The sequence below is a fragment of the Streptomyces sp. NPDC045022 genome (assembly GCF_056432605.1).
In genome coordinates, this window is sequence record NZ_JBWKIR010000002.1 from 79,263 (window position 1) to 98,437 (window position 19,175).

General features: G+C 71.7%; 20 protein-coding genes. 10 read left to right on the forward strand and 10 right to left on the reverse strand.

Going from position 1 to position 19,175, the window contains the following annotated elements; genetic code table 11:
* Positions 1 to 58: 58 nt before the first annotated feature.
* Both AC07C1_RS03685 and AC07C1_RS03690 read left to right on the forward strand, forming a co-directional pair.
* On the forward strand, positions 59 to 1,321 hold the full coding sequence (locus tag AC07C1_RS03685; RefSeq protein ID WP_478936679.1) for a VWA domain-containing protein: 1,263 nt from the start codon (positions 59 to 61) through the stop codon (positions 1,319 to 1,321).
* Positions 1,321 to 2,121 (forward strand): hypothetical protein, encoded by an 801-nt coding sequence (locus AC07C1_RS03690; protein ID WP_478936680.1) that lies wholly within the window; start codon positions 1,321 to 1,323, stop codon positions 2,119 to 2,121. Before AC07C1_RS03685 ends, AC07C1_RS03690 begins: the two co-directional genes overlap by 1 nt.
* 105 nt (positions 2,122 to 2,226) lie before the next feature.
* Here AC07C1_RS03690 and AC07C1_RS03695 read toward each other — a convergent pair whose 3' ends face one another.
* Entirely contained in the window at positions 2,227 to 2,853 is a 627-nt protein-coding gene (locus AC07C1_RS03695; RefSeq protein WP_478936681.1) for a winged helix-turn-helix transcriptional regulator, read from the reverse strand.
* Positions 2,854 to 2,940: 87 nt separating this feature from the next.
* Here AC07C1_RS03695 and AC07C1_RS03700 point away from each other — a divergent pair, with 87 nt between their 5' ends.
* From AC07C1_RS03700 to AC07C1_RS03725, 6 genes are all read left to right on the forward strand, one after another.
* Positions 2,941 to 4,149, forward strand: a complete 1,209-nt coding sequence (locus AC07C1_RS03700; protein ID WP_478936683.1) for a pyridoxal phosphate-dependent aminotransferase — start codon at positions 2,941 to 2,943, stop codon at positions 4,147 to 4,149.
* A 155-nt stretch (positions 4,150 to 4,304) separates the two neighbouring features.
* Complete coding sequence (locus tag AC07C1_RS03705; RefSeq protein ID WP_478936685.1) at positions 4,305 to 6,143, forward strand: trypsin-like serine peptidase; 1,839 nt, start codon at positions 4,305 to 4,307, stop codon at positions 6,141 to 6,143.
* 27 nt (positions 6,144 to 6,170) lie between these two features.
* The gene (locus AC07C1_RS03710; RefSeq protein WP_478936686.1) at positions 6,171 to 6,710 is read left to right on the forward strand and encodes a DUF4232 domain-containing protein; all 540 of its coding nucleotides are present in this window, start codon (positions 6,171 to 6,173) and stop codon (positions 6,708 to 6,710) included.
* Between the two features lie 314 nt (positions 6,711 to 7,024).
* Positions 7,025 to 7,624, forward strand: coding sequence for a histidine phosphatase family protein (locus AC07C1_RS03715; RefSeq protein WP_478936687.1), 600 nt, complete (start codon positions 7,025 to 7,027; stop codon positions 7,622 to 7,624).
* 122 nt (positions 7,625 to 7,746) lie between these two features.
* Positions 7,747 to 8,367 (forward strand): hypothetical protein, encoded by a 621-nt coding sequence (locus AC07C1_RS03720; RefSeq protein ID WP_478936688.1) that lies wholly within the window; start codon positions 7,747 to 7,749, stop codon positions 8,365 to 8,367.
* A 52-nt stretch (positions 8,368 to 8,419) separates the two neighbouring features.
* Entirely contained in the window at positions 8,420 to 8,842 is a 423-nt protein-coding gene (locus tag AC07C1_RS03725; RefSeq protein ID WP_478936689.1) for an acyl-CoA thioesterase, read from the forward strand.
* A gap of 36 nt (positions 8,843 to 8,878) precedes the next feature.
* Here the strand turns inward: AC07C1_RS03725 and AC07C1_RS03730 are convergent, their stop codons facing one another.
* From AC07C1_RS03730 to AC07C1_RS03770, 9 genes are all read right to left on the reverse strand, one after another.
* On the reverse strand, positions 8,879 to 9,499 hold the full coding sequence (locus tag AC07C1_RS03730; RefSeq protein WP_478936690.1) for a TMEM175 family protein: 621 nt from the start codon (positions 9,497 to 9,499) through the stop codon (positions 8,879 to 8,881).
* Between the two features lie 65 nt (positions 9,500 to 9,564).
* Positions 9,565 to 10,932, reverse strand: a complete 1,368-nt coding sequence (locus AC07C1_RS03735; protein WP_478936691.1) for a nucleobase:cation symporter-2 family protein — start codon at positions 10,930 to 10,932, stop codon at positions 9,565 to 9,567.
* A gap of 237 nt (positions 10,933 to 11,169) precedes the next feature.
* On the reverse strand, positions 11,170 to 12,555 hold the full coding sequence (locus AC07C1_RS03740) for an 8-oxoguanine deaminase (protein WP_478936692.1): 1,386 nt from the start codon (positions 12,553 to 12,555) through the stop codon (positions 11,170 to 11,172).
* Positions 12,556 to 12,630: 75 nt separating this feature from the next.
* The gene (locus tag AC07C1_RS03745) at positions 12,631 to 14,043 is read right to left on the reverse strand and encodes a nucleobase:cation symporter-2 family protein (RefSeq protein WP_478936694.1); all 1,413 of its coding nucleotides are present in this window, start codon (positions 14,041 to 14,043) and stop codon (positions 12,631 to 12,633) included.
* 64 nt (positions 14,044 to 14,107) lie between these two features.
* Positions 14,108 to 15,031: a factor-independent urate hydroxylase gene (gene pucL, locus AC07C1_RS03750; RefSeq protein WP_478936695.1), complete on the reverse strand. Its 924-nt coding sequence runs from the start codon at positions 15,029 to 15,031 to the stop codon at positions 14,108 to 14,110.
* A 4-nt stretch (positions 15,032 to 15,035) separates the two neighbouring features.
* A complete protein-coding gene (uraH, locus tag AC07C1_RS03755; RefSeq protein ID WP_478936697.1) occupies positions 15,036 to 15,443 on the reverse strand; it encodes a hydroxyisourate hydrolase in 408 nt (135 codons plus the stop codon).
* Between the two features lie 4 nt (positions 15,444 to 15,447).
* The gene (gene uraD / locus AC07C1_RS03760) at positions 15,448 to 15,960 is read right to left on the reverse strand and encodes a 2-oxo-4-hydroxy-4-carboxy-5-ureidoimidazoline decarboxylase (RefSeq protein ID WP_478936698.1); all 513 of its coding nucleotides are present in this window, start codon (positions 15,958 to 15,960) and stop codon (positions 15,448 to 15,450) included.
* Between the two features lie 117 nt (positions 15,961 to 16,077).
* Positions 16,078 to 16,446: a helix-turn-helix domain-containing protein gene (locus AC07C1_RS03765; RefSeq protein ID WP_478936699.1), complete on the reverse strand. Its 369-nt coding sequence runs from the start codon at positions 16,444 to 16,446 to the stop codon at positions 16,078 to 16,080.
* Entirely contained in the window at positions 16,443 to 16,694 is a 252-nt protein-coding gene (locus tag AC07C1_RS03770; protein WP_478936700.1) for a YkoF family thiamine-binding protein, read from the reverse strand. Before AC07C1_RS03770 ends, AC07C1_RS03765 begins: the two co-directional genes overlap by 4 nt.
* A gap of 291 nt (positions 16,695 to 16,985) precedes the next feature.
* On the opposite strand from AC07C1_RS03770, the gene AC07C1_RS03775 reads away from it, so the two are divergent.
* Together AC07C1_RS03775 and AC07C1_RS03780 are read left to right on the forward strand one after the other, a co-directional pair.
* Positions 16,986 to 18,011: a lytic transglycosylase domain-containing protein gene (locus tag AC07C1_RS03775; protein ID WP_478936701.1), complete on the forward strand. Its 1,026-nt coding sequence runs from the start codon at positions 16,986 to 16,988 to the stop codon at positions 18,009 to 18,011.
* A gap of 55 nt (positions 18,012 to 18,066) precedes the next feature.
* Entirely contained in the window at positions 18,067 to 19,119 is a 1,053-nt protein-coding gene (locus tag AC07C1_RS03780) for a sigma-70 family RNA polymerase sigma factor (RefSeq protein ID WP_478936703.1), read from the forward strand.
* The last annotated feature ends 56 nt before the right edge of the window (positions 19,120 to 19,175 follow it).

Here is a 19,175-nt window from a genome sequence, read left to right on the forward strand (position 1 = left end):
ATGGCGGCGGCCGCCCGGCGTTTTGGAGTACGGCGCGTCTGATCAATAGGATCCGCCGATGATCAGAAGACAACGGCTGGCGGCGGGCGTCTGTGCTCTGCTCGCCGCCCTGACGGCCGGGATCGCGTTCCCCGCCGGAGCGGCCGCCGACGAGACCGGGCAGGCCGCTCCCAAGGTCGAACTGGTGCTGGACGTCAGCGGTTCCATGCGCACCCGGGACATCGACGGCGGCTCCCGGATGGCCGCGGCGAAGCAGGCGTTCAACGAGGTGCTCGACGCGACCCCGGAGGAGGTCCGGCTCGGCATCCGCACCCTGGGCGCCAACTACCGCGGCGACGACCGCAAGGAGGGCTGCAAGGACACGGAGCAGCTCTACCCGGTCGGCCCGCTGAACCGGACCGAGGCGAAGACGGCGGTGGCCACGCTGGCGCCGACCGGCTGGACGCCGATCGGGCCCGCGCTGCTGAAGGCGGCGGACGACCTGAACGGCGGTGCCGGCACCCGCCGCATCGTCCTGATCAGCGACGGCGAGGACACCTGCCAGCCGCTCGACCCGTGCGAGGTGGCGCGGGAGATAGCGGCCAAGGGCATCGGGCTGACCATCGACACCCTCGGCCTGGTGCCGGACGCCAAGACCCGCGACCAGCTCAGCTGCATCGCCGACGCGACCGGCGGCACCTACACCTCCGTGCAGCACAAGGAGGAACTGAGCGACCGGGTCGGGCAGTTGGTCGACCGGGCGGCGGATCCGGTGGTCACCCCGGTGGTGACCGAGGGCGCGGCCCAGTGCGAGAAGGCGCCGGTGCTCAAGTCCGGGCTCTACACCGACCGCGCGGCGTTCGGGCAGCAGCGCTGGTACAAGGTGGACGTCAACCCCGGCCAGGAGCTGCGCGCTTCGGTGAGCGTGGCGGACGACCGGGCCGTCGACCCCGACTACGGGGTGCTGCTGCGGGCGGTCACCCTGCACGGGCGGGAGATCGTACGCGGTGAGGCCGCGGGCACCGGCCGTACGGATGTGATCTCCACCGGGCTGCGGTATCCGAAGCAGGAGAGCGACGACGACACCGCGACCGCGGAGACGGTGTGTCTGCAGGTCACCCAGTCGTTCTCGGCGGCCGCGGGCGTGAAGACCACGCCGGGTCTGCCGCTGGAGCTGACCGTCGACGTCGTGGACGGGCCGTCGGGGCACCACGACGTGGCCTCCTTCGGGCTCGGCCGCGGCTGGTGGCTGCTGGGCGCCCTGGTACTGATCGGCTTCGTGGCGGGTCTGCTGTGGGGCTGGCTGTCACGCTGGCGGGTCGCGGTCTGGAGGACGAACTGATGCGGATCACACATATGTTGGGCGCCGCGCTGCTGGCGCTGGGGGTGGCCGCCGGACCGGCCGCCGCCGACGCCTCGCCCTCCCCGAGCGCCTCCGGTGACGGCAAGACGCCCACCCGGGCGGGCACCTCCTTCCGTACGGCCACGGAGATCGAGCAGGGGCAGCAGGCCACCGCGTCCGGTTCCACCGGCGACTACCTGTACTGGTCGTTCCCGGCGGACACCGGGCAGCGGCCCACCGTCAGGGCGACGGTGAAGCTTCCCGGCACGCACGGCTCGCAGACCTGGCAGCTCGATGTCTACGACGGACTGCGGCGCCGCCAGGCCTGCCAGTACGGCGCCCAGACCCGCACCGCCACGCAGGACACCTCGTCGGTCGAACTGGCCTGTGTGCTGCGCACGGTGCGCGGCTGGTCGGAGCCGTGGGCCGACGATCCGCTGCCGGGCACGTACTACATCCGGCTGACCGTGGTGAACCTCGGCGCCTCCGACCTCGGTCTGCCGGTGGGCGCCGAGGTCCGGGTCGACTCCAGGGACATCGGCGGCGCGGCGGCGGTGGACGGCTCGCTGGGCAAGCCGCTCGTCCCCGGAATCTCCGTCAAGTCCGGCGACGAGCAGGACGGTTCGAAGGCGGCGGTGCTGTCCAGCTTCGGCTCGGACGACGGCTGGTCCTCCGGCTGGTGGTCCGACCGCTGGGTGTGGACCGGGATCGGCGGCGTGCTGGCCGCGCTCGCCGGCATCGGCGGGTACGCGCTGACGCGGGGCTCGGGACGGCCGTCCCGGGTACCGCCGAACGTCTGAGCCGACCTGGTCGAAGGCCCGCCCTCGGCGGGCCTTCGCCTTGTCCGCCCGACCGGGCCGGACTCGGTGGGCCGGGAAGCCGGAGTGCGGGGCGGCGGCCCGATGTCACGCCTCCCGCAATCCCTTGGCGAGCGTGCCGTCGCCGGTCACGGTGACCCGTCCGGCCCGGACGGCGTCGGCCAGGGCCACCTCCCCGCGGGCCACGGACGCACAGGTCGCGGCGTCCAGCTCGAGCCGCGCGTCGGCCTCGCCGGGCGCGGGCCCGTCGCCGTACACGGGCCCCTCCTCGGCGCCGACCCGCAGATGGAAGTTCCCCTCGTCCAGAGCGACTTCGACCAGCCCCTGGCCTTCCAGGGCCCGCAGCAGGGGCAGCGCGAACCAGTGCGCGCGTACCGCGTCGGTGGGCCGCCGTTCTCCGAGTTCGCTTTCGCCCCACTCGCTCAGCGCCTGCAGCACGGGCAGCAACTCGCGCCCGCGGCCGGTCAGTTCGTACACGTACGCGGCGCCCGGCGGGGGAAGCCGGCGGCGGGTGGTGAGCCGGTCGCGTTCCATGTCCTTCAGCCGGGAGGCGAGTACGTCCGTGCTCACGCCGGGCAGGTCCGCGTGCAGGTCCGTGTAGCGGCGGGGACCGGCGAGCAGCTCCCGGACGATCAGCAGGGTCCAGCGGTCGCCGACGAGGTCGAGGGCACGGGCTGCGGAGCAGTACTGGTCGTAGCTTCGGCGAGGTGACATGCCCCGCAGTCTAGACATGTCGTTGGACTTTCCAAGCTGGAACTTGGTAAAACCAAGCAACACACGAAACCGGAGGGGCGAGCGCGCATGGAGTTCCGGCAGTCGAACAAGCTCAGCGAGGTCTGCTACGAGATCCGCGGCCCGGTGATCGAGCAGGCCAACGCGCTGGAGGAGGCGGGGCACAGTGTGCTGCGCCTGAACACCGGCAATCCCGCGGCCTTCGGTTTCGAGGCTCCGGAGGAGATTCTCCAGGACATGATCCGGATGCTGCCGCGGGCGCACGGCTACACGGACTCGCGCGGCGTCCTCTCCGCCCGCCGCGCGGTCGCCCAGCGGTACCAGAGCCTGGGTCTCGAAGTCGGCGTCGACGACGTCTACCTGGGCAACGGTGTCTCGGAGCTGGTCTCCATGGCCGTACAGGCCCTGATCGAGGACGGCGACGAGATCCTCATCCCGGCGCCGGACTTCCCCCTCTGGACCGCCGTGACCACGCTCGCCGGCGGCAAGGCGGTCCACTACCTGTGCGACGAACAGGCGGACTGGAACCCGGACCTGGCCGACATGGCATCGAAGATCACGGACCGGACGAAGGCCGTCGTCATCATCAACCCCAACAACCCGACGGGCGCGGTGTACCCGAAGGAGGTCGTCGAGGGCATCCTGGATCTCGCCCGCCGGCACGGCCTGATGGTGTTCGCCGACGAGATCTACGACCAGATCCTGTACGACGACGCCGTCCACCACTCGGCCGCCGCGCTCGCCCCCGACCTGGTGGTCCTCACCTTCTGCGGCCTGTCGAAGACCTACCGGGTGGCGGGCTTCCGCTCCGGGTGGCTGGTCGTGACGGGCCCGAAGCAGCACGCGAAGGACTACCTGGAGGGCCTGACCATGCTGGCCTCCATGCGCCTGTGCGCCAACGCGCCCGCCCAGTACGCCATCCAGGCCGCGCTCGGCGGCCGCCAGTCCGTCCGTGAACTCACCGTCCCCGGCGGTCGGTTGTACGAGCAGCGGAACGTGGCCTGGGAGAAGCTCAACGAGATCCCCGGCGTGTCCTGCGTGAAGCCCAAGGGCGCGCTGTACGCCTTCCCGCGCATCGACCCGAAGGTCCACGCGATCCACGACGACGAGAAGTTCGTCCTCGACCTGCTGCTGCGGGAGAAGATCCAGGTGGTCCAGGGCACCGGCTTCAACTGGCCCTCCCCCGACCACTTCCGCATCCTCACTCTGCCGTACGCCGACGACCTGGAGGCGGCGATCGGCCGGATCGGGCGGTTCCTCGGCGGATACCGGCAGTAGTGGCCCATTTCGCGCATATGTGCGAAGATCACCCGGCACACCCCGGGGGAACTGTCGCGAAGGACGGCCTGTACCGGCCGCCGGTGCGCGCCTGACCAGCGCCGCACCGCACCGCCGTGCCCCCGGTCAGGTTCCGTCGATCAGGGGGAGCACCATTGTTCCACTACAGAAGACGCCGGTCCGCCCACGATGGCAGACGCCGGGCGGCCGCCGCCGTCCTGTGCGCGGCGGCGGCCCTCGGGCTCGCCGCTCCGGCCGCCCGGGCCGGATCGCCCACGCCGACTCCGCCCTCCGCCGGACAGGAGGCGCGGGACGCCGCCCGGTACTGGACCGCCCAGCGCATGGCGGACGCCCAGCCGCTGGACGCGGTCCGCACCGCGCCGTCCGGACCGGTGCGCCCGGGCAGCGCGGCGGCGCGCCGGCCCCAGGGCACGATGTTCAAGGGGACCCGGCTGGTGGGGACGTTCTTCGGCTCCGACGGGCCGAGCGGCACCACCTGGCACTGCACCGGCAGCGTGCTCGACACCCCGGCGCGGAACATCGTCCTCACCGCCGCCCACTGCGCGCTGAGCATGAAGAGCGACTACCTCTTCGTCCCGAAGTTCGTGAAGGGCGCGGGCCCCGACCAGCAGCCCTACGGCGTCTTCCACATCCAGCGTGTGTTCACCGACCCGCGCTACCAGCCCGACCCGGGGTCGACGACCACCAAGAAGGCGTCGTCCGACCTGGACACCGCGTTCGCCCGGGTCTCCGCCAACCAGCACGGCACGTCCCTCCAGGACGCCGTGGGCGGCGGGCTGACCTTCACCCGGCCGTCCGGCTACACCCACCAGAAGGTCACCGTCGTCGGATATCCCGCGCACCGGCACAACAGCGCCGGACGCGCCGTGAAGTGCACGGTGCCGACGAGGCAACTGCGCGGCTACCGGCAGATGTCGATGACCTGCGGCGGCTACTACGGCGGTGTGTCCGGCAGCCCGTGGATCACCGACTACAAGGACGACGCGCGCTCCGGCCACGTCATCGGCAACCTCGGCGGCTACAACGGCGGCGGCAACGACGCGAACGTCGACTACATCAGCTACGCGCCCGCGTTCGGCGCCGACGCGGCGAAACTCCTCGGCTACGCCGTGGCCGACCAGACACCCCCCGCCGGACAGCCCCCGTACCAGGGCCTGGGAGAGAAGCTGGCGGGAGGCGCGACCCGCTGGCGGAAGGCCGCTCTCGTGGCCTCCGGCGACTACACCGGCGACCGGCACGGCGACCTGCTCGTGGTCTGGTCCGACGGCGTGGTCACCCTGCATCCCGGTGACGGCAACGGCGGTTTCGGCACGGAGAAGCGGCTGCTGAAGGCCAACTCCACCTGGACGCACGCCCGGACCCTCACCGGCGGGAACTTCACCGACGCCGATCACCCGGGCCTGCTGGTGCGCTGGTCCGACGGCGAGGCCACCCTGTACCCGGACCTCGGCGCCTCCGGCCTGGGACGGGAGATCCGGATGGCGCCCCCCGGCTCCGGCTGGAAGAACGCCGTACAGATCACGGCCGGGCAGTTCCACGGCGCCAAGGGCGCCACCGACCTGCTGGTCCGCTGGTCCGACGGGCGGGTGACCGTGCACACCGGGGTCGGCGCCGGCACCTTCGGCACCGGAAAGCAGCTCCGCGCGGCGAACGGCACCTGGACCAAGGCCGCCCTGCTGACCGGCGGCAACTTCGGCCGCACGGCCGACTGGGACCTCCTCGCGCGCTGGACCGACGGCGCGCTCGACACCTACGTGGACACCTCGAACGTGAAACTCGGCACCAAGGCCCGGGTGCACGGCCCGAACAGCCTCTGGAAGCACGCCCAGGTCATGACGGCCGGCGACTTCACCACCGACCACGTCGGCAACGACCTGATCGTCCGCTGGTCCGACGGGGAGACCACCTTGTACGCCGACACGCGCACCAAGGCGCTCGGCACCGAGCACACACTGGTCCACCCCGGCACCTGACCACACCCACGTCTTCCAGGGGGAACGATGCGAACGACGACTCGACTGGCCGGGGGCCTCGCCCTCCTCACGGCCGGCCTGGCCCTGACGGCCTGCGGCACCACCACGAGCACCGGATCGGACGCGAGGGTACCGCCGTGCCGGACCTCATCGCTGAAGTGGACGCTGACCCTGCTCGACGGCACGGACAAGGACGGCAAGCGGCCCAACGCACGGCTGGCCGCCGTCAACAAAGGCTCGGGCAACTGTGAGTTCGACGGTTACCCGGGAGTGGAGATCCACTACGGGAAGGCGGAGACCATCGACGGTGCCGGCGCGGGACACCCCGCGTCCCTCTCCGTGCCCGCGAAGGGGACCGTGACCGTGGACCTCCGCTACACGCCGCGCGGCGCGAAGGGCGCGGGTCTGTACTGCGTGAGGCAGAGCGATGCGGTGGTCCGGGCTCCGCACGACTCCGACGCCACGCTCGTCCCCGTCGTGGACGCGCACGGCAAGGCCGCGGCGATCGACGCCTGTGGGGAGACCATGGCCCTGGAGCCTCCGCGCCGGACGCCGGCCGGGTCCTGACGGCTCCGCAGCGCATCACGGCCCGCCCCCTGGCGCCTGCTCTCACCGGCGAAGTGGTGCGCCGGGTGAAGGCCGCCGCTGCTCATCCCGGAGACCGCCGCGCTGTTCGGCGGGCTGCGCACACCCGGTGGTCCCGACCTGGTCACCGGGAGAGAGGACCACTTCGCGCTCGGCCTCGAGTACATCGCCGGGCTCTACCCGTTCCCATCCGGGGTGGGCGCCGCCGTGGAGAACGGCCGACTGGCGCAGTCCGTCCTGCGGGCCTCGGCCGCCCTGTGACACCGTGCTGACAGGCGAGCGGGAAGGGCGCTGACGTGGGTGACCTCTTTCTCGTCCGGCACGGTGAGACCGAGTGGTCGCGCTCCGGACGGCACACCGGCTGGACCGACGTACCCCTGACCGAGCACGGGCGGGAGGAGGCCCGCCGGCTGGTCCCGCTGATCCGTTCGCACCGGATCGGCGCCGCCTTCGTCAGCCCGCTGCAGCGGGCCCGGGAGACCGCCCTGCTCATCGGCATCCATGACGCACGGGTGGACGCCGACCTGCGCGAATGGGACTACGGCGGGTACGAGGGCGTGACCACCGTGGAGATCCAGCGGAGCCGGCCCGGCTGGTTCCTGTTCTCGGACGGGGTCGTGCCGGGGCCCCCGGAGCACCCCGGGGAGAGTCCCGAGCAGGTCGGGGAGCGCGCGGACCGGATACTGGCGAAGGTGGACGCCGCCCTCGCCAACACAGAGGGCGTCGTCGTCCTGGTCGCCCACGGCCACTTCCTGCGCGTCCTCACCGCGCGCCGCCTGGGGCTCCCGCCGTACCACGGGGCCCTCTTCCAGCTGGCCACGGGCACCCTGTGCCGGCTCGGCACGGAACACGGGCGACCGGTCGTGGCGGGGTGGAACATCCGGCCACCGCAGTAGGGCGGCGGGGCATACGGGCGGCCGCCTGCACACCCGGCCCGTTGTCAGACCCGCACCGTACTCTGCGAATGGGCCGTCCGCCGGGCGACCCCGTGCAGCGAAGGCACCGGAGGGAGCGCGCCGTGACCCGACCGCCGACCGCCGCGCAGCGGCGCCTGATCGAGGCCGCCGATCCGGTCACCGGCCGGTTGCGCGGTACGGAGACGCAGCTCGCGGCGCTGGTGAGGCGGGGGCTCGCCTTCCGGCATCCGCGGCCGCCGCACGAGCACTTCCTGACCCCTGCCGGGCACCGGATACGCGAGGCGGTGCCGCAGCCGGCGGAGGCGCCCGCGCCGTCCACCGGGGTCTTCGCGGCCCGCGTCGGCGGTGAAGAGGAGGCCCCGCCGTCGGGGCCGGCGCGGCGGCGCGAGGTGCGCAACGCCTGGGAGGGGCTGCTGGAGCTGCGCCGGATGACCAATCCCGATGGTGCCGTGGACCGGCCGTGCGGCTGGGAGCGGACGCATCTGGTGCGGGCGGCGGCGCTGGCCCTGGAGGCGGCGGAACACCACCCGGCGGGCGGGGAAGCGGACGGGTACCGGGTACGGGCGACCCCGCAGCCGGAGGCGGTCGCGGTGTACGCGCCGGACGCGGAGACGCTGGCGGCCTGCGCGGCGACGCTGGGCCGGGCCGGGTGGCAGACGGGCGAGTACACCGAGCCCCGGACGCGGCTGCGCTATCTGCTGGCCTCGCCGCGCCGGGCGTGACCGGCGTGCCAAGATCGGTCGACCGGAGATTCGAACGCGAGAAGGGCAAGCAGTGGCCGAACCGCTTTCCGTCCGTGTGACCGTCCGCGGCTACGAGACCGACGTACAGGGACATCTCAATCAGGCGGTGTATCTCAACTACGCGGAGCACGCGCGCTGGTCGCTGCTCCAGGCGGCCGGGGTGAGCCAGGCCCGGCTCGTGGGCCGGGGTGTGGGTCCGGTGGCGCTGGAGACGACGATCCGCTACCGGCGAGAACTGCTCGCCGGTGACGAGGTCGATGTCACCTGTGAGTTCGAGTGGGGTGACGGCAAGACCTTCCGGATCCGCCAGGAGATACGCAAGACCGACGGCACCCTGGCGGCCGAGGTCACAGCGGTGGGCGGCCTACTGGACCTGAAGGAGCGCAGACTGCTCGCCGATCCCCGGGAGATGTTCAAGGAGCTGACGACGGACCTCGGTCTGTTCGGCCTGTAGGCGGCCCACGATGCCGCGGACACCTGCTCGCCGTTCTCATGGTGTGACGGGGTCCTGACGGGTCGGCACGGGGACTTGGTTGAAGCCGTAGTACAGGGCTATCAGGCCGTGTGCGGCCAGGGTCAGGGGCGCGGAGACGAAGGCCAGGCCGACCGAGAGGGGGTAGCCGAGGGAACCCAGGGCGAACCGGGCTCGGGTGGCCCGGGCCGCTTCGATGTCCACACGGGCGTCGAAGAGGTGGCCGGTGCGGGTCAGGTGCCACCACAGGGCCTGGAAGGCGAGGGCCATGGCGACCATGACCAGGCTGTACACCGCGGCCGCCGCGTGCGAGGCGGTGCCCTCGCGCAGGTACTCGGCGAGCATCGCGGTCGGCCAGGGCACCGCGGCCACGACCATGAGAAGCAGCAGGTTCAGGAACATCAGGGGCCGGTCGATCCGGGCGACGTAGCTGAAGACCTGGTGGTGGTTGACCCACATGATGCCGATGACCAGGAAGCTCACCACATAGGCGGCGTACGACGGCCACTGTGCGCCGAGCGCGTGCCACAGGCCGCCGTGCTCACCGGCCTCGGGCACCTTGATGTCCAGGATGAGCAGGGTGATGGCGATGGCGAACACCCCATCGCTGAAGGCCTCGACACGGCCGGACTCGTTCATGACACCCAGCGTGCCCCACGGCGGGCCGGTGGTACAGCGATTCCGTACCCCCGGCCCGCCCGGTCTCAGTGTGCGGCGGCGATCTCCTCCCCCGCCTCCATCGGATGGGTGACGTCCTGGGCCTCGCGGCCCTTGCCGAGGTGGTTGAAGAGCAGGTTGAGGACCACGGCCGTCACGCAGCCCGTGGAGATGCCGGAGTCCAGGACGATTTTCGCGGTCCCGGGGAAGGAGTGGTAGAACTCCGGCGTGGTGATCGGGATGATCCCGACGGCGAGCGACACGGCCACGATCAGGACGTTGTTGTCCCTGTCGAGGCCGGCCCTGACCAGGGTCTGGATGCCGCTCGCGGCGACCGAGCCGAACAGGACGATGCCGGCGCCGCCAAGGACCGGGCGGGGTACCACCGCGATGAGGGATGCGGCCATCGGGCACAGGCCCATCAGCACCAGGAAGCCGCCGCCGGTCGCGACGACGTACCGGCTGCGGATCCGCGTCATCGCCACCAGGCCGATGTTCTGGGCGAAGGCGCTGCACATGAAGCCGTTGAAGAGCGGGCTGAGCGCCGAGCCGAGGGTGTCCGCACGCAGGCCGGCCGCGATGGTCTTCTCGTCGGCGGGGCGTTCGACGATCTCGCCGAGTGCCAGCATGTCGGCGGTCGACTCGGTCATCGAGACCACCATCACCACGCACAGCGAGAGGATGGCGGCGAGCTGGAACTGCGGGGCGCCGAAGTGGAACGGCGTCGGGAAGCCCACCACGTCGGCGTCCGCGACGGGCCCGAAGTCCGTGACGTCGAACGGTATCGCGATGAGCGTGCCGACGACCAGGCCGAGCAGCACGGCTATCTGCTTGACGAAGCCGCGGGTGAAGCGGCGCAGCAGCAGGACGATGAGCAGGGTGACGCCGGCGAGGGTGAGGTAGGTCGTCGAACCGTAGTCGTGGGCCTTCGGGTCGGGGCCCTGGGCCCAGCCGAAGGCGACCGGCAGCAGGGAGACGCCGATCAGGGTGATGACGGAGCCGGTGACGACGGGCGGGAAGAAGCGGACGGCCTTGCTGAAGAAGGGGGCGGCGAGGAAGCCGAGGAGGCCGGCGACGATCACCGCGCCGAAGATGATCGGCAGGGCGTCGGACTTGTCCTCGGTGGAGGCGGCGACGGCGGTCATGGGGGCGACACCGGCAAAGGTGACGCCGTTGACGAAGGGCAGCCGGGCACCGATCTTCCAGATGCCCAGGGTTTGGAGGAAGGTGGCGAGGCCCGCGGTGAACAGGCAGGCGCCGGTGAGGAACGTCAGGTCGGTCGCGGTAAGGCCCACGGCCGCGCCGACGATCAGGGGCGGGGCAACGACTCCGGCGTACATGGCGGCCACATGCTGCAGGCCGCTGGTCGCCATTTTGAGGGCGGGGAGTTTCTCGTCAACTGGATGGGCGGCCACGGCGGGTCCTCCGGGCAGGTAACACGTCGTCGCCGACGTGGGTTTCAGGGAGGTGAAGCGTGTGGTCGTGCGGGACCGTGACGGGGGTGGCGCATGAGCGGTGAGCGAGCGGTGTGGGGGTGACCGCCTCCGGGGCGCGCGTTGGCACGCGCCCCGGAGCCGGCTTGCCGTGGATCCCGCTCGGATCCACGGCCCCGGCCGGGAGCCGTCCCTCTCGGCCGGAGTCTGTGGGGTGGATCAGCCCTGGGCGGCGATCCGGGCGAGGCGCTGGGCCTCCTCACGGGTGGAGCGGGCGATGGCGTCCTCGTCGACGGTGAGCAGGCGGCCGTTCTCGACGATCTGCTCGCCGTTGACGAAGGACGCGGTGACCGGGGCCGCGGCGCCGAACACCAGCGCGGTCACCGGGTCGGCGATGGAGGCGTGTGCGAGGGTGTCCATCTTCCACAGCACCAGGTCGGCCAGCTTGCCGGGCTCCAGTGAGCCGATCTGCTCGGCCCGGCCGAGGACTTGGGCGCCGCCGTGGGTGCCGAGCCGCAGCGCCTGGCGGGCGGTGAGGGCGGCTTCGCGGTGGGCGCCGAGGCGGTTGATCAGCAGGGCGTTGCGCAGTTCGGTGTGGAGTTCGCCGGACTCGTTGGAGGCGGTGCCGTCGACGCCGAGACCCACGGGCACGCCCGCCTTGAGCAGGTCGGGGACGCGGGCGATGCCGGCCGCGAGGCGGGCGTTGGACGAGGGGCAGTGGGCGACCCCGGTCCTGGTGCGGGCGAAGGCGGCGATGTCGGAGTCGTTCATGTGGACGCAGTGCGCCATCCACACGTCCTCACCGAGCCAGCCCGTGGACTCGAAGTAGTCGGTCGGGCCCATGCCGAACAGCTCGTGGCAGAACTTCTCCTCCTCCGCGGTCTCCGAGCCGTGGGTGTGCAGCCGTACGCCCAGCCGGCGGGCCAACTCGGCGCCCTGGCGGAGCAGTTCGGTGGAGACGGAGAACGGCGAGCAGGGGGCGACCGCCACCTGTGTCATGGCGTCGAAGGAGGCGTCGTGGTGCTTCTTGACGGTCTCCTCGGTCGCGGCGAGCGCGCCCTCCAGCGTCTCCACGGCGAAGTCCGGCGGCAGGCCGCCGTCCTTCTCGCTGCGGTCCATCGAGCCGCGGGCCAGCGTGAAGCGGACGCCCGTCTCGGCGGCGGCCCTGATGACCGAGCCGGACAGGTCGCCGGAGCCCCGCGGGAAGACGTAGTGGTGGTCCATGGCGGTGGTGACACCGCCGCGGGCCATCATGGCGAGGGACCCCTGCGCGGCCGCGTGTGTCATCTGCTCGTCGATGCGCGCCCAGGTCGGGTAGAGCGCGACGAGCCAGTTGAACAGGTTGTGGTCGGTGGCCAGGCCGCGGGTGATCCACTGGTAGAAGTGGTGGTGGGTGTTGACCAGACCGGGCGTGGCCAGATGGCCGCTCGCGTCGATCCGGCGCACCACGTGCTCCAGGCCCTCGGGGGCCTTGCCCGCACCGACCGACTCGATCCGGTTGCCGGCGAGGACCAGGTACCCGGAGGCGTACTCGGTGTCACCCGCGTCCACGGTCGCGATCGCACAGTTCTCGATGACGATGCGCTGGGCTGCCGATGATGCCATGGTGCTTCCTTGTCTTTCAGTGGCGGCGCGTGGACGGGAGGTGGCCGGGTGTCCACGGGAGGGCACGGCAGGAGCCTAGGAGGATTCGAGTGCCGGAGCGGGACCGCTGCTCCGGGTGCCGAGGTGATGGAAGAACAGGTTGAGCAGGACCGCGACGAGCGCGCCGGCGCTGATGCCGGAGCCGAGCACGGTCTGCGCCCAGGCCGGGAAGTCGGCGTAGAAGGTCGGCGCCGCGAGCGGGATGATGCCCGCGCCGAGCGCCACGGCCACCAGGACGATGTTGGAGCTGTCGTCGAGGCCCGCTTCCGACAGGGTACGGATGCCGCTGACGGCGATCGAGCCGAAGAGCACGATGCCCGCGCCGCCGAGGACCGGCATGGGAACCAGGGAGACGACCGCCCCGAGCACCGGGAAGGCGCCGAGGACCAGCAGGGTGCCGCCGGCGACGGCGACGACGTAGCGGCTGCGTACCCGGGTGAGCGAGACCACGCCGACGTTCTGGGCGAAGGCGGAGGTGGGGAAGCCGCCGAAGACCGGGCCGATCAGGGTGGCGATGCCGTCGGTGCGCAGGCCGCGCGTGATCGTCCTGGCGTTCGCGCGGCGGTCGCAGATCTCACCGAGGGCGAGCATGCCGGCGGAACTCTCGGTCATCAGCACGAGCATCACGATGCACAGCGACAGGATGGCCGCGGGCTGGAACTCGGGTGCGCCGAAGGCGAACGGCGTGGGCAGTGCGGCGACGGGCGCCGACCGCAGACCGCTGAAGTCGGCCATGCCGAACGGGATGGCGGCCAGGGTGCCGATGAGCAGCCCGAAGAGCAGGGCGACCTGTTTGACGAAGCCGCGGCCGAAGCGCTGGATCAGCAGGATGACGGCGAGGGTGAACCCGGCGAGCGCGAGATGCCGCATGGCGCCGAAGTCGGCGGCGGTCTTGTCGCCGCCCTGCGCCCAGCTCACCGGGACGGGCATCAGCGTGACACCGATCAGGGTGATGACGACGCCGGTGACCAGGGGCGGGAAGAAGCGGAGCAGTCGGCCGAAGAACGGGCCGATCGCCAGGCAGAAGACGCCGGCGACCATCACCGCGCCGTAGATGGCCGGGAGTTGGTGGCCTTTGCCGTTCGTCTCGGCGATCGCGAGGATCGGGGCGATGCCCGCGGAGGAGGCGGCGTTGACGAAGGGCAGCCGATTGCCGACGACGCCCTTGACGCCGAGGGTCTGCAGGATGGTGGCGACGCCCGCGATGAGCAGGCTCGCGGCGATGAGCCGGGTGCGGGCCGCGATGTCGAGTCCGCAGGCCTGGCCGATGATGAGCGCAGGAGTGACAACGCCCGCGTACATCGCGGCGATGTGCTGGAGAGCGGCGGGGACGAGCCGCGAGAGGTGGAGCTTCTCGTCCACCGGGTGCACGGACGTGACGGCGTCATCGGTGTGCACCGGCGGGGTGGAACAGGGGGCTGTGCCGGGCCCCTTTGCAGGCAGTGCCATGGTGTTCCCTCCGGTGTGGCGGGCCCCCGGCCCGGGCGGCGGGGCCGGGGACGCGCGTCCCGCGTCAGAGGTTGGTCATGTCGACCGGGATAAGGGCCTGACAGCCGTCCCGCAGGATGGTGGCCTCGATGAGGCCGTAGGGACGGTCGGCGGCGAAGTAGACCTCGTTGTCGTTCTTCAGTCCGAACGGCTCGAGGTCCACCAGGAAGTGGTGCTTGTTCGGCAGCGAGAAGCGCACCTCGTCGATCTCGCCGCGGTTGTTGATGATGCGCGCGCCCATCTGGTACAGCGTCTGCTGCAGCGAGAGGGAGTACGTCTCGGCGAAGGCCTGGAGCATGTGCTTCCTGACCTGCTCGTAGGACTTCTCCCAGTTGGGCATCTTCTGCTCGTCGTCGGTCCAGTTGAACCGCCAGCGGGCGGAGACCGACGTGGCCAGGATGCGGTCGTACGCCTCCTGCAGCGTCGTGTACTTGTCCTTGACGTAGCCCCAGAACTCGGAGTTGGTCGAGTTCATCACCGTCAGGTCCTTCAGGCCCGAGACGACCTCCCACTTGTCACCGTCGTAGGTGATCTGGGTGACGCGGGTCTCCTGGCCCTTCTTCGCGAACGAGTGCTTGACCTCGTCCGCGCCGATGAACTTGGAGTTGGCGTCGGAGGTCTCGATCCGCTCCCAGGCGTACTCCTCGATGCGGATCCGGGCGCGGTGGATCGGGTCCTGCGAGGTGACGAAGTGGCGGGCGAGGTGGATGCCGAACTGCTCGGCGGACTCGATGCCGTACTCCTTGGCGAACGCGAACACCGTGTTCTTGGTGGTGTCGGTCGGCAGGACGTTGGCGTTGGAGCCGGAGTAGTGGACCTCTTCCATGTCGCCGCTCAGCGCCACGGATACGTTGAGGTCCTTGATGTGATGGGTGGCGCCGTCCCGCGTGATCTTGACGACTCGGTTCTCGGCCTTGCCGTACTGGTTCTGTCCCAGGATGGTGGGCATTTAGCTAGCTCCCTCGGTAAACGGAGTAGCCGAACGGGTTGAGCAGCAGCGGCACGTGGTAATGCTCGCCCGGTACGACGGCGAACGTGATCGCCACCTCCGGGAAGAACACCCCAGGTCCGCTGTCCCGATTCGCGGGGGCGTCCTGCTGCGCATCGGCTTGCTTCTTCGCAGTTTTCTCTTCGAAGTACGTCTCGACCGCGAAGTCGAGCCGTACGTGGGTGGTCCCCTCCGGCAGGGCCGGCAGGTCCTTGCACCGGCCGTCGGCGTCGGTCGCGGAGTCGCCGAGCGTCTGCCAGTCCGCTTCTCTTCCGCTGCGGGCGGAGAGCTGGACGGCGACGCCCTCGGCGGGGCGGCCGAGCGAGGTGTCCAGGATGTGCGTGGACACGGAGGCGGTGGTGCTGGTGCTCATGGTGTCAGGCGTCCTCTTCGACGAGTCGGGCCAGTCGGATGCGGTTGATCTTGCCCAGCTCGGTGCGGACGATCTCCCGCTCCTGCTCCGGTGAGTTGCCGATCCGTTCCTTGACCGCGTCGCGCATCTGCTCGGCGGTCCTGCCGGTGGCGCAGATGAGGAACACATGGCCGAACCTGTCCTGGTAGGCCAGGTTGAGGTCGAGCATCTCGGCCTTGAGCTCCTCGGCGGCGCCGGCCATGCCACGCTGTTCGCGGGCGGAGGTCGGGTCACCGGGTGTGGGGCGCCCGATCGGCGGGTGCCCGGCCATCGCCTCTTCGAGATCCGCGGTGGTCAGCTCGGCCATGGCGGCGTCGCTGGCGGTGTAGAGGTCCTCCACGGTGGCGTAGGGGCGGGCGGCGAGCAGTCGCCGGGCCCATTCGGTGGACGCGCACGCCTCGTGGAGGGCGGCGAGGGCCGCGGGCTCCTCCAGGTCGTTGAACCGGGCCAGGCCCGGGGGCGTGGAAGTCGAAGTCACGGGAGCCTCCGTGGCCGGAAACGGCCTTCGTGCTGAACGGGCTGCCGATAGCTAACGCCCTCGGAAACATCACGTCAACACTTTGTTGAAAATTCGGGGTTACCTCCCGGGCGGCTCTCAGCCCTCTTTCTCACGGTTGAGGTAGTTGTAGACCGTGAAGCGGCTCACCCCGAGCGCGCTCGCCACAGTCTCCACGCCGTGCCGCACGGCGAAGGCGCCCCGTGCCTCCAGTATGCGTACGACCTCCTGCTTGGCCTTGCGGTCCAGCTCGGCCAGCGGCTTGCCCTGCCTGCGCTCCATGGCGGCCAGGATGTGGTCCAGCGAGTCGGCGAGCTGGGGCAGGCGTACGGCGACCACGTCGACGCCCTCCCAGGCGAGCACCACGTCCTCGGCGCCGGCCTCGTCCGGCGGGATCAGCACCGCGCCCATCGCGTCGACCAGCGGCTTGACGGCCGCGATGAAGGGCTCTTCCCCGGTACCGGTCACTTCTCGCCCTCTCCGACCACATTGACCTGCAGCGAGATCCGGGTGGCGCCGGCCTCCAGGCTCCTGCGCAGCAGAGCGTCCACGGCACCGAGCACGGCGTCGGCGGCGCCCTCCGCCGTGTTGCCGAACGGGCCGACGTCCACCGCGTCCAGTTCGGCCGCCTCGATGACCTCCCGGGCGACCAGCGCGTGCGCGGGTGCCTCGTCGAGATCGAAGGGCTCGGTCGTGAACTCCACTTTCAGTCGCACTGTGCCCCCAAGGCATCCGCTCCCGACCCGCGCGTACCGCCAGGTCCGCGACCGGGGCCGGACCGCCCCGGCCGCTTGGGGAGACCTTAACGGAACCGCGTTCGTCCCTCGCTCCCGGAAGCCACCCCGCCGCAGGCCCCCGAATTCCCCGCCCGCCGTGCGACGGACCGGCCGCCCGCCCGCGTAGAGCAGAGGACGGAATCCACTCGGGAAGGGGACGGAAAGGTGACGCGACGCGTACGCGGGGGAGCACTCCGAGGAGCCAGGGGAACTGCGATCGCGGCGGCGGCGATGGCCGTGCTGACCGCGTCCCAGGCGCCGCGGGCGGCCTCGGCGCAGGGCTCGGAGCCCGCGCGGAGGGCAGCGGCCGTCGAGGACGGCCCCAGCGTGTCCGGCGACACCCCCTACCGCACCGCCCTGCCGCCCCTGCGGACCGGTGATCCGAAGCAGCGCACGGTGCCGGAAGGGGCGGGCGGGGCCCTGCCCGCGAGCGTGTTCGCCGCGTACCGGCGCGCCGAGGAGGAGCTGGCGCGCACCGCGCCCGGGTGCCGGCTGCGCTGGCAACTGCTGGCCGCGGTCGGCCAGGTGGAGTCCGGGCAGGCGCGGGGCGGCCGGGTGAGCCCGGACGGTACGACCGTGACACCGATCCTCGGGCCCCGGCTGACCGGCGGTGCCTTCGCCGTCGTAGCGGACACCGACGGCGGCGCGTACGACGGGGACGCGGTGTACGACCGCGCGGTCGGCCCGATGCAGTTCATCCCGTCGACCTGGGCCCACTGGGGCGCGGACGGCAACGGCGACGGGCACGCGGACCCGGACAACGTCTTCGACGCGGCGCTCGCCGCCGGCCGCTACCTGTGCGCCGGTGGCCGGGACCTCTCGAACCCCGCCGACCTGGACCGGGCGATCCTCGGCTACAACCACTCGGAAGCCTATCTGCGCACGGTCAGGGCCTGGTACGCGTACTACCTGACCGGACACCGCCTGGTGCCGGACGCGCCCGCCGAGTCCCGGGACCGGCCGAAGCCGTCCCGCCCGAAGACCCCGATGCCCTCGCCGAAGCCGTCGCAGGACCGCGACCCGGGCCCGGGCCCGTCGCGCACGCCGTCGACCCCACCCGCCTCGTCCTCCCCCACCCCCACCCCGACCCGTACGGCCGGCGCCCCGAAGGAGTCGAAGACGCCGCCGGTACCCGTCCCGGGACCGACCCTCACCCTGCCCGGCGGCGGTGTGCTGCCCGACGTGGGGTCGCTGACCAGCAACAGCTCGAACACGATGCGCGTCGCCCCCTCCACAACCGCGGATACTCGGCGGTAATGTCACGCCACCCGCCGGAAGCACCGGACCGGCGGGTGAGTGCGAAGGGGCCCTCATGGCTACGGACATGCCTGCGGACACAACGACCGCCGACGAGCGTTGGCAGCGTACGTGGAGCCACCGCGAGCAGTTGCTCAAGGTGGCCCGGCGCCGCTCGATGAGCCAGGAGGACGCCGAGGACGCCGTGCACGAGGCGATGCTGCGGGCCGCGGAGCGCCCGGACCTCGATGACGAGCGGCTCGGCGCCTGGCTGACGACGGTGACGATGCGGCTGTGCGTCGACCGCTACCGGCAGGTCAACCGCGAGGCCGAGGTGGGCAGCCGCCGCGTGCTCGTCCCGCCGGGCCCGGTACCCGTCGAGGAGGCGGTGTGCGACCGGGCCGAGGCGAAGTGGCTCGCCGTGCGCAGCGGGGAGCTGCCCGCCCGGCAGGCGGAGGCGCTCCGGCTGAAGTCCGAGGATCTGGACGTCGGCCAGGTCGCCGTGCGGATGGGGCTCAGCTACCGGACCGTCGAGTCGCTGCTGGCCCGGGCCCGGCGGACGCTGCGCGCCTCGCTGGCCGGGACGCTGGGGCTCGTCCTGTTCCTGGTCGGGCGCGGGCGGCTGCGCGGGGGCGGGAAGGCCCAGGCGGTGGCGGTCACCTCTACGGCGGCGACCCTGGCAGTGGCGGGGTTCGTGCTGCCGTACGCGCTCGACGGGGGCGGTGGCACGGCCGCTCCGGCTCCGCGGCCGACGGTGTCCAGCGGGGCGCAGGTGGCCGGCAGCACCGACAGCGCCGGGCGGGCGCGCGCTCCGCAGCCGCGCAGGCCTTCGACGCCGGCGACGGCCCCGAGCCGGGCGGCGACCCGATCGCCCGCCGGCGACACCCTCGTCCCGCTGTCCGTGCCGGCCGTGCCGGAGGTCTCCTCGCCCCCGCTTCCCAAGCTGCCCGTGGAGTCCGCGGTGCCCGCTGTGCCTTCTGTGCCGTCTGTGCCTTCTGTGCCGTCTGTGCCGTCGTTGGCCTCGTCACCGTCGCTGCCCTCGTCACCGTCGCTGCCCTCGTCGCCGTCGCTCCCCTCCGTTTCCCTGCCCGTACCCACCCCGAGCGTGTCCGCCGTGAAGCTGCCGTAGCGCGCCGTAAACACGTCCGAAAAAAAATCGTGCTCGCCGCGACGGACGCCCCGCCC

What these genes read in the sequence shown, in the direction of transcription:
- AC07C1_RS03685 (WP_478936679.1), top strand. Translation starts at nt 59, where the DNA reads ATGATCAGAAGACAACGGCTGGCGGCGGGCGTCTGTGCTCTGCTCGCC.
- AC07C1_RS03690 (WP_478936680.1), top strand. Translation starts at nt 1,321, where the DNA reads ATGCGGATCACACATATGTTGGGCGCCGCGCTGCTGGCGCTGGGGGTG.
- AC07C1_RS03695 (WP_478936681.1), bottom strand. Translation starts at nt 2,853, where the DNA reads ATGTCACCTCGCCGAAGCTACGACCAGTACTGCTCCGCAGCCCGTGCC.
- AC07C1_RS03700 (WP_478936683.1), top strand. Translation starts at nt 2,941, where the DNA reads ATGGAGTTCCGGCAGTCGAACAAGCTCAGCGAGGTCTGCTACGAGATC.
- AC07C1_RS03710 (WP_478936686.1), top strand. Translation starts at nt 6,171, where the DNA reads ATGCGAACGACGACTCGACTGGCCGGGGGCCTCGCCCTCCTCACGGCC.
- AC07C1_RS03730 (WP_478936690.1), bottom strand. Translation starts at nt 9,499, where the DNA reads ATGAACGAGTCCGGCCGTGTCGAGGCCTTCAGCGATGGGGTGTTCGCC.
- AC07C1_RS03740 (WP_478936692.1), bottom strand. Translation starts at nt 12,555, where the DNA reads ATGGCATCATCGGCAGCCCAGCGCATCGTCATCGAGAACTGTGCGATC.
- AC07C1_RS03745 (WP_478936694.1), bottom strand. Translation starts at nt 14,043, where the DNA reads ATGGCACTGCCTGCAAAGGGGCCCGGCACAGCCCCCTGTTCCACCCCG.
- pucL (WP_478936695.1), bottom strand. Translation starts at nt 15,031, where the DNA reads ATGCCCACCATCCTGGGACAGAACCAGTACGGCAAGGCCGAGAACCGA.
- uraH (WP_478936697.1), bottom strand. Translation starts at nt 15,443, where the DNA reads ATGAGCACCAGCACCACCGCCTCCGTGTCCACGCACATCCTGGACACC.
- AC07C1_RS03775 (WP_478936701.1), top strand. Translation starts at nt 16,986, where the DNA reads ATGGCCGTGCTGACCGCGTCCCAGGCGCCGCGGGCGGCCTCGGCGCAG.
- AC07C1_RS03780 (WP_478936703.1), top strand. Translation starts at nt 18,067, where the DNA reads ATGGCTACGGACATGCCTGCGGACACAACGACCGCCGACGAGCGTTGG.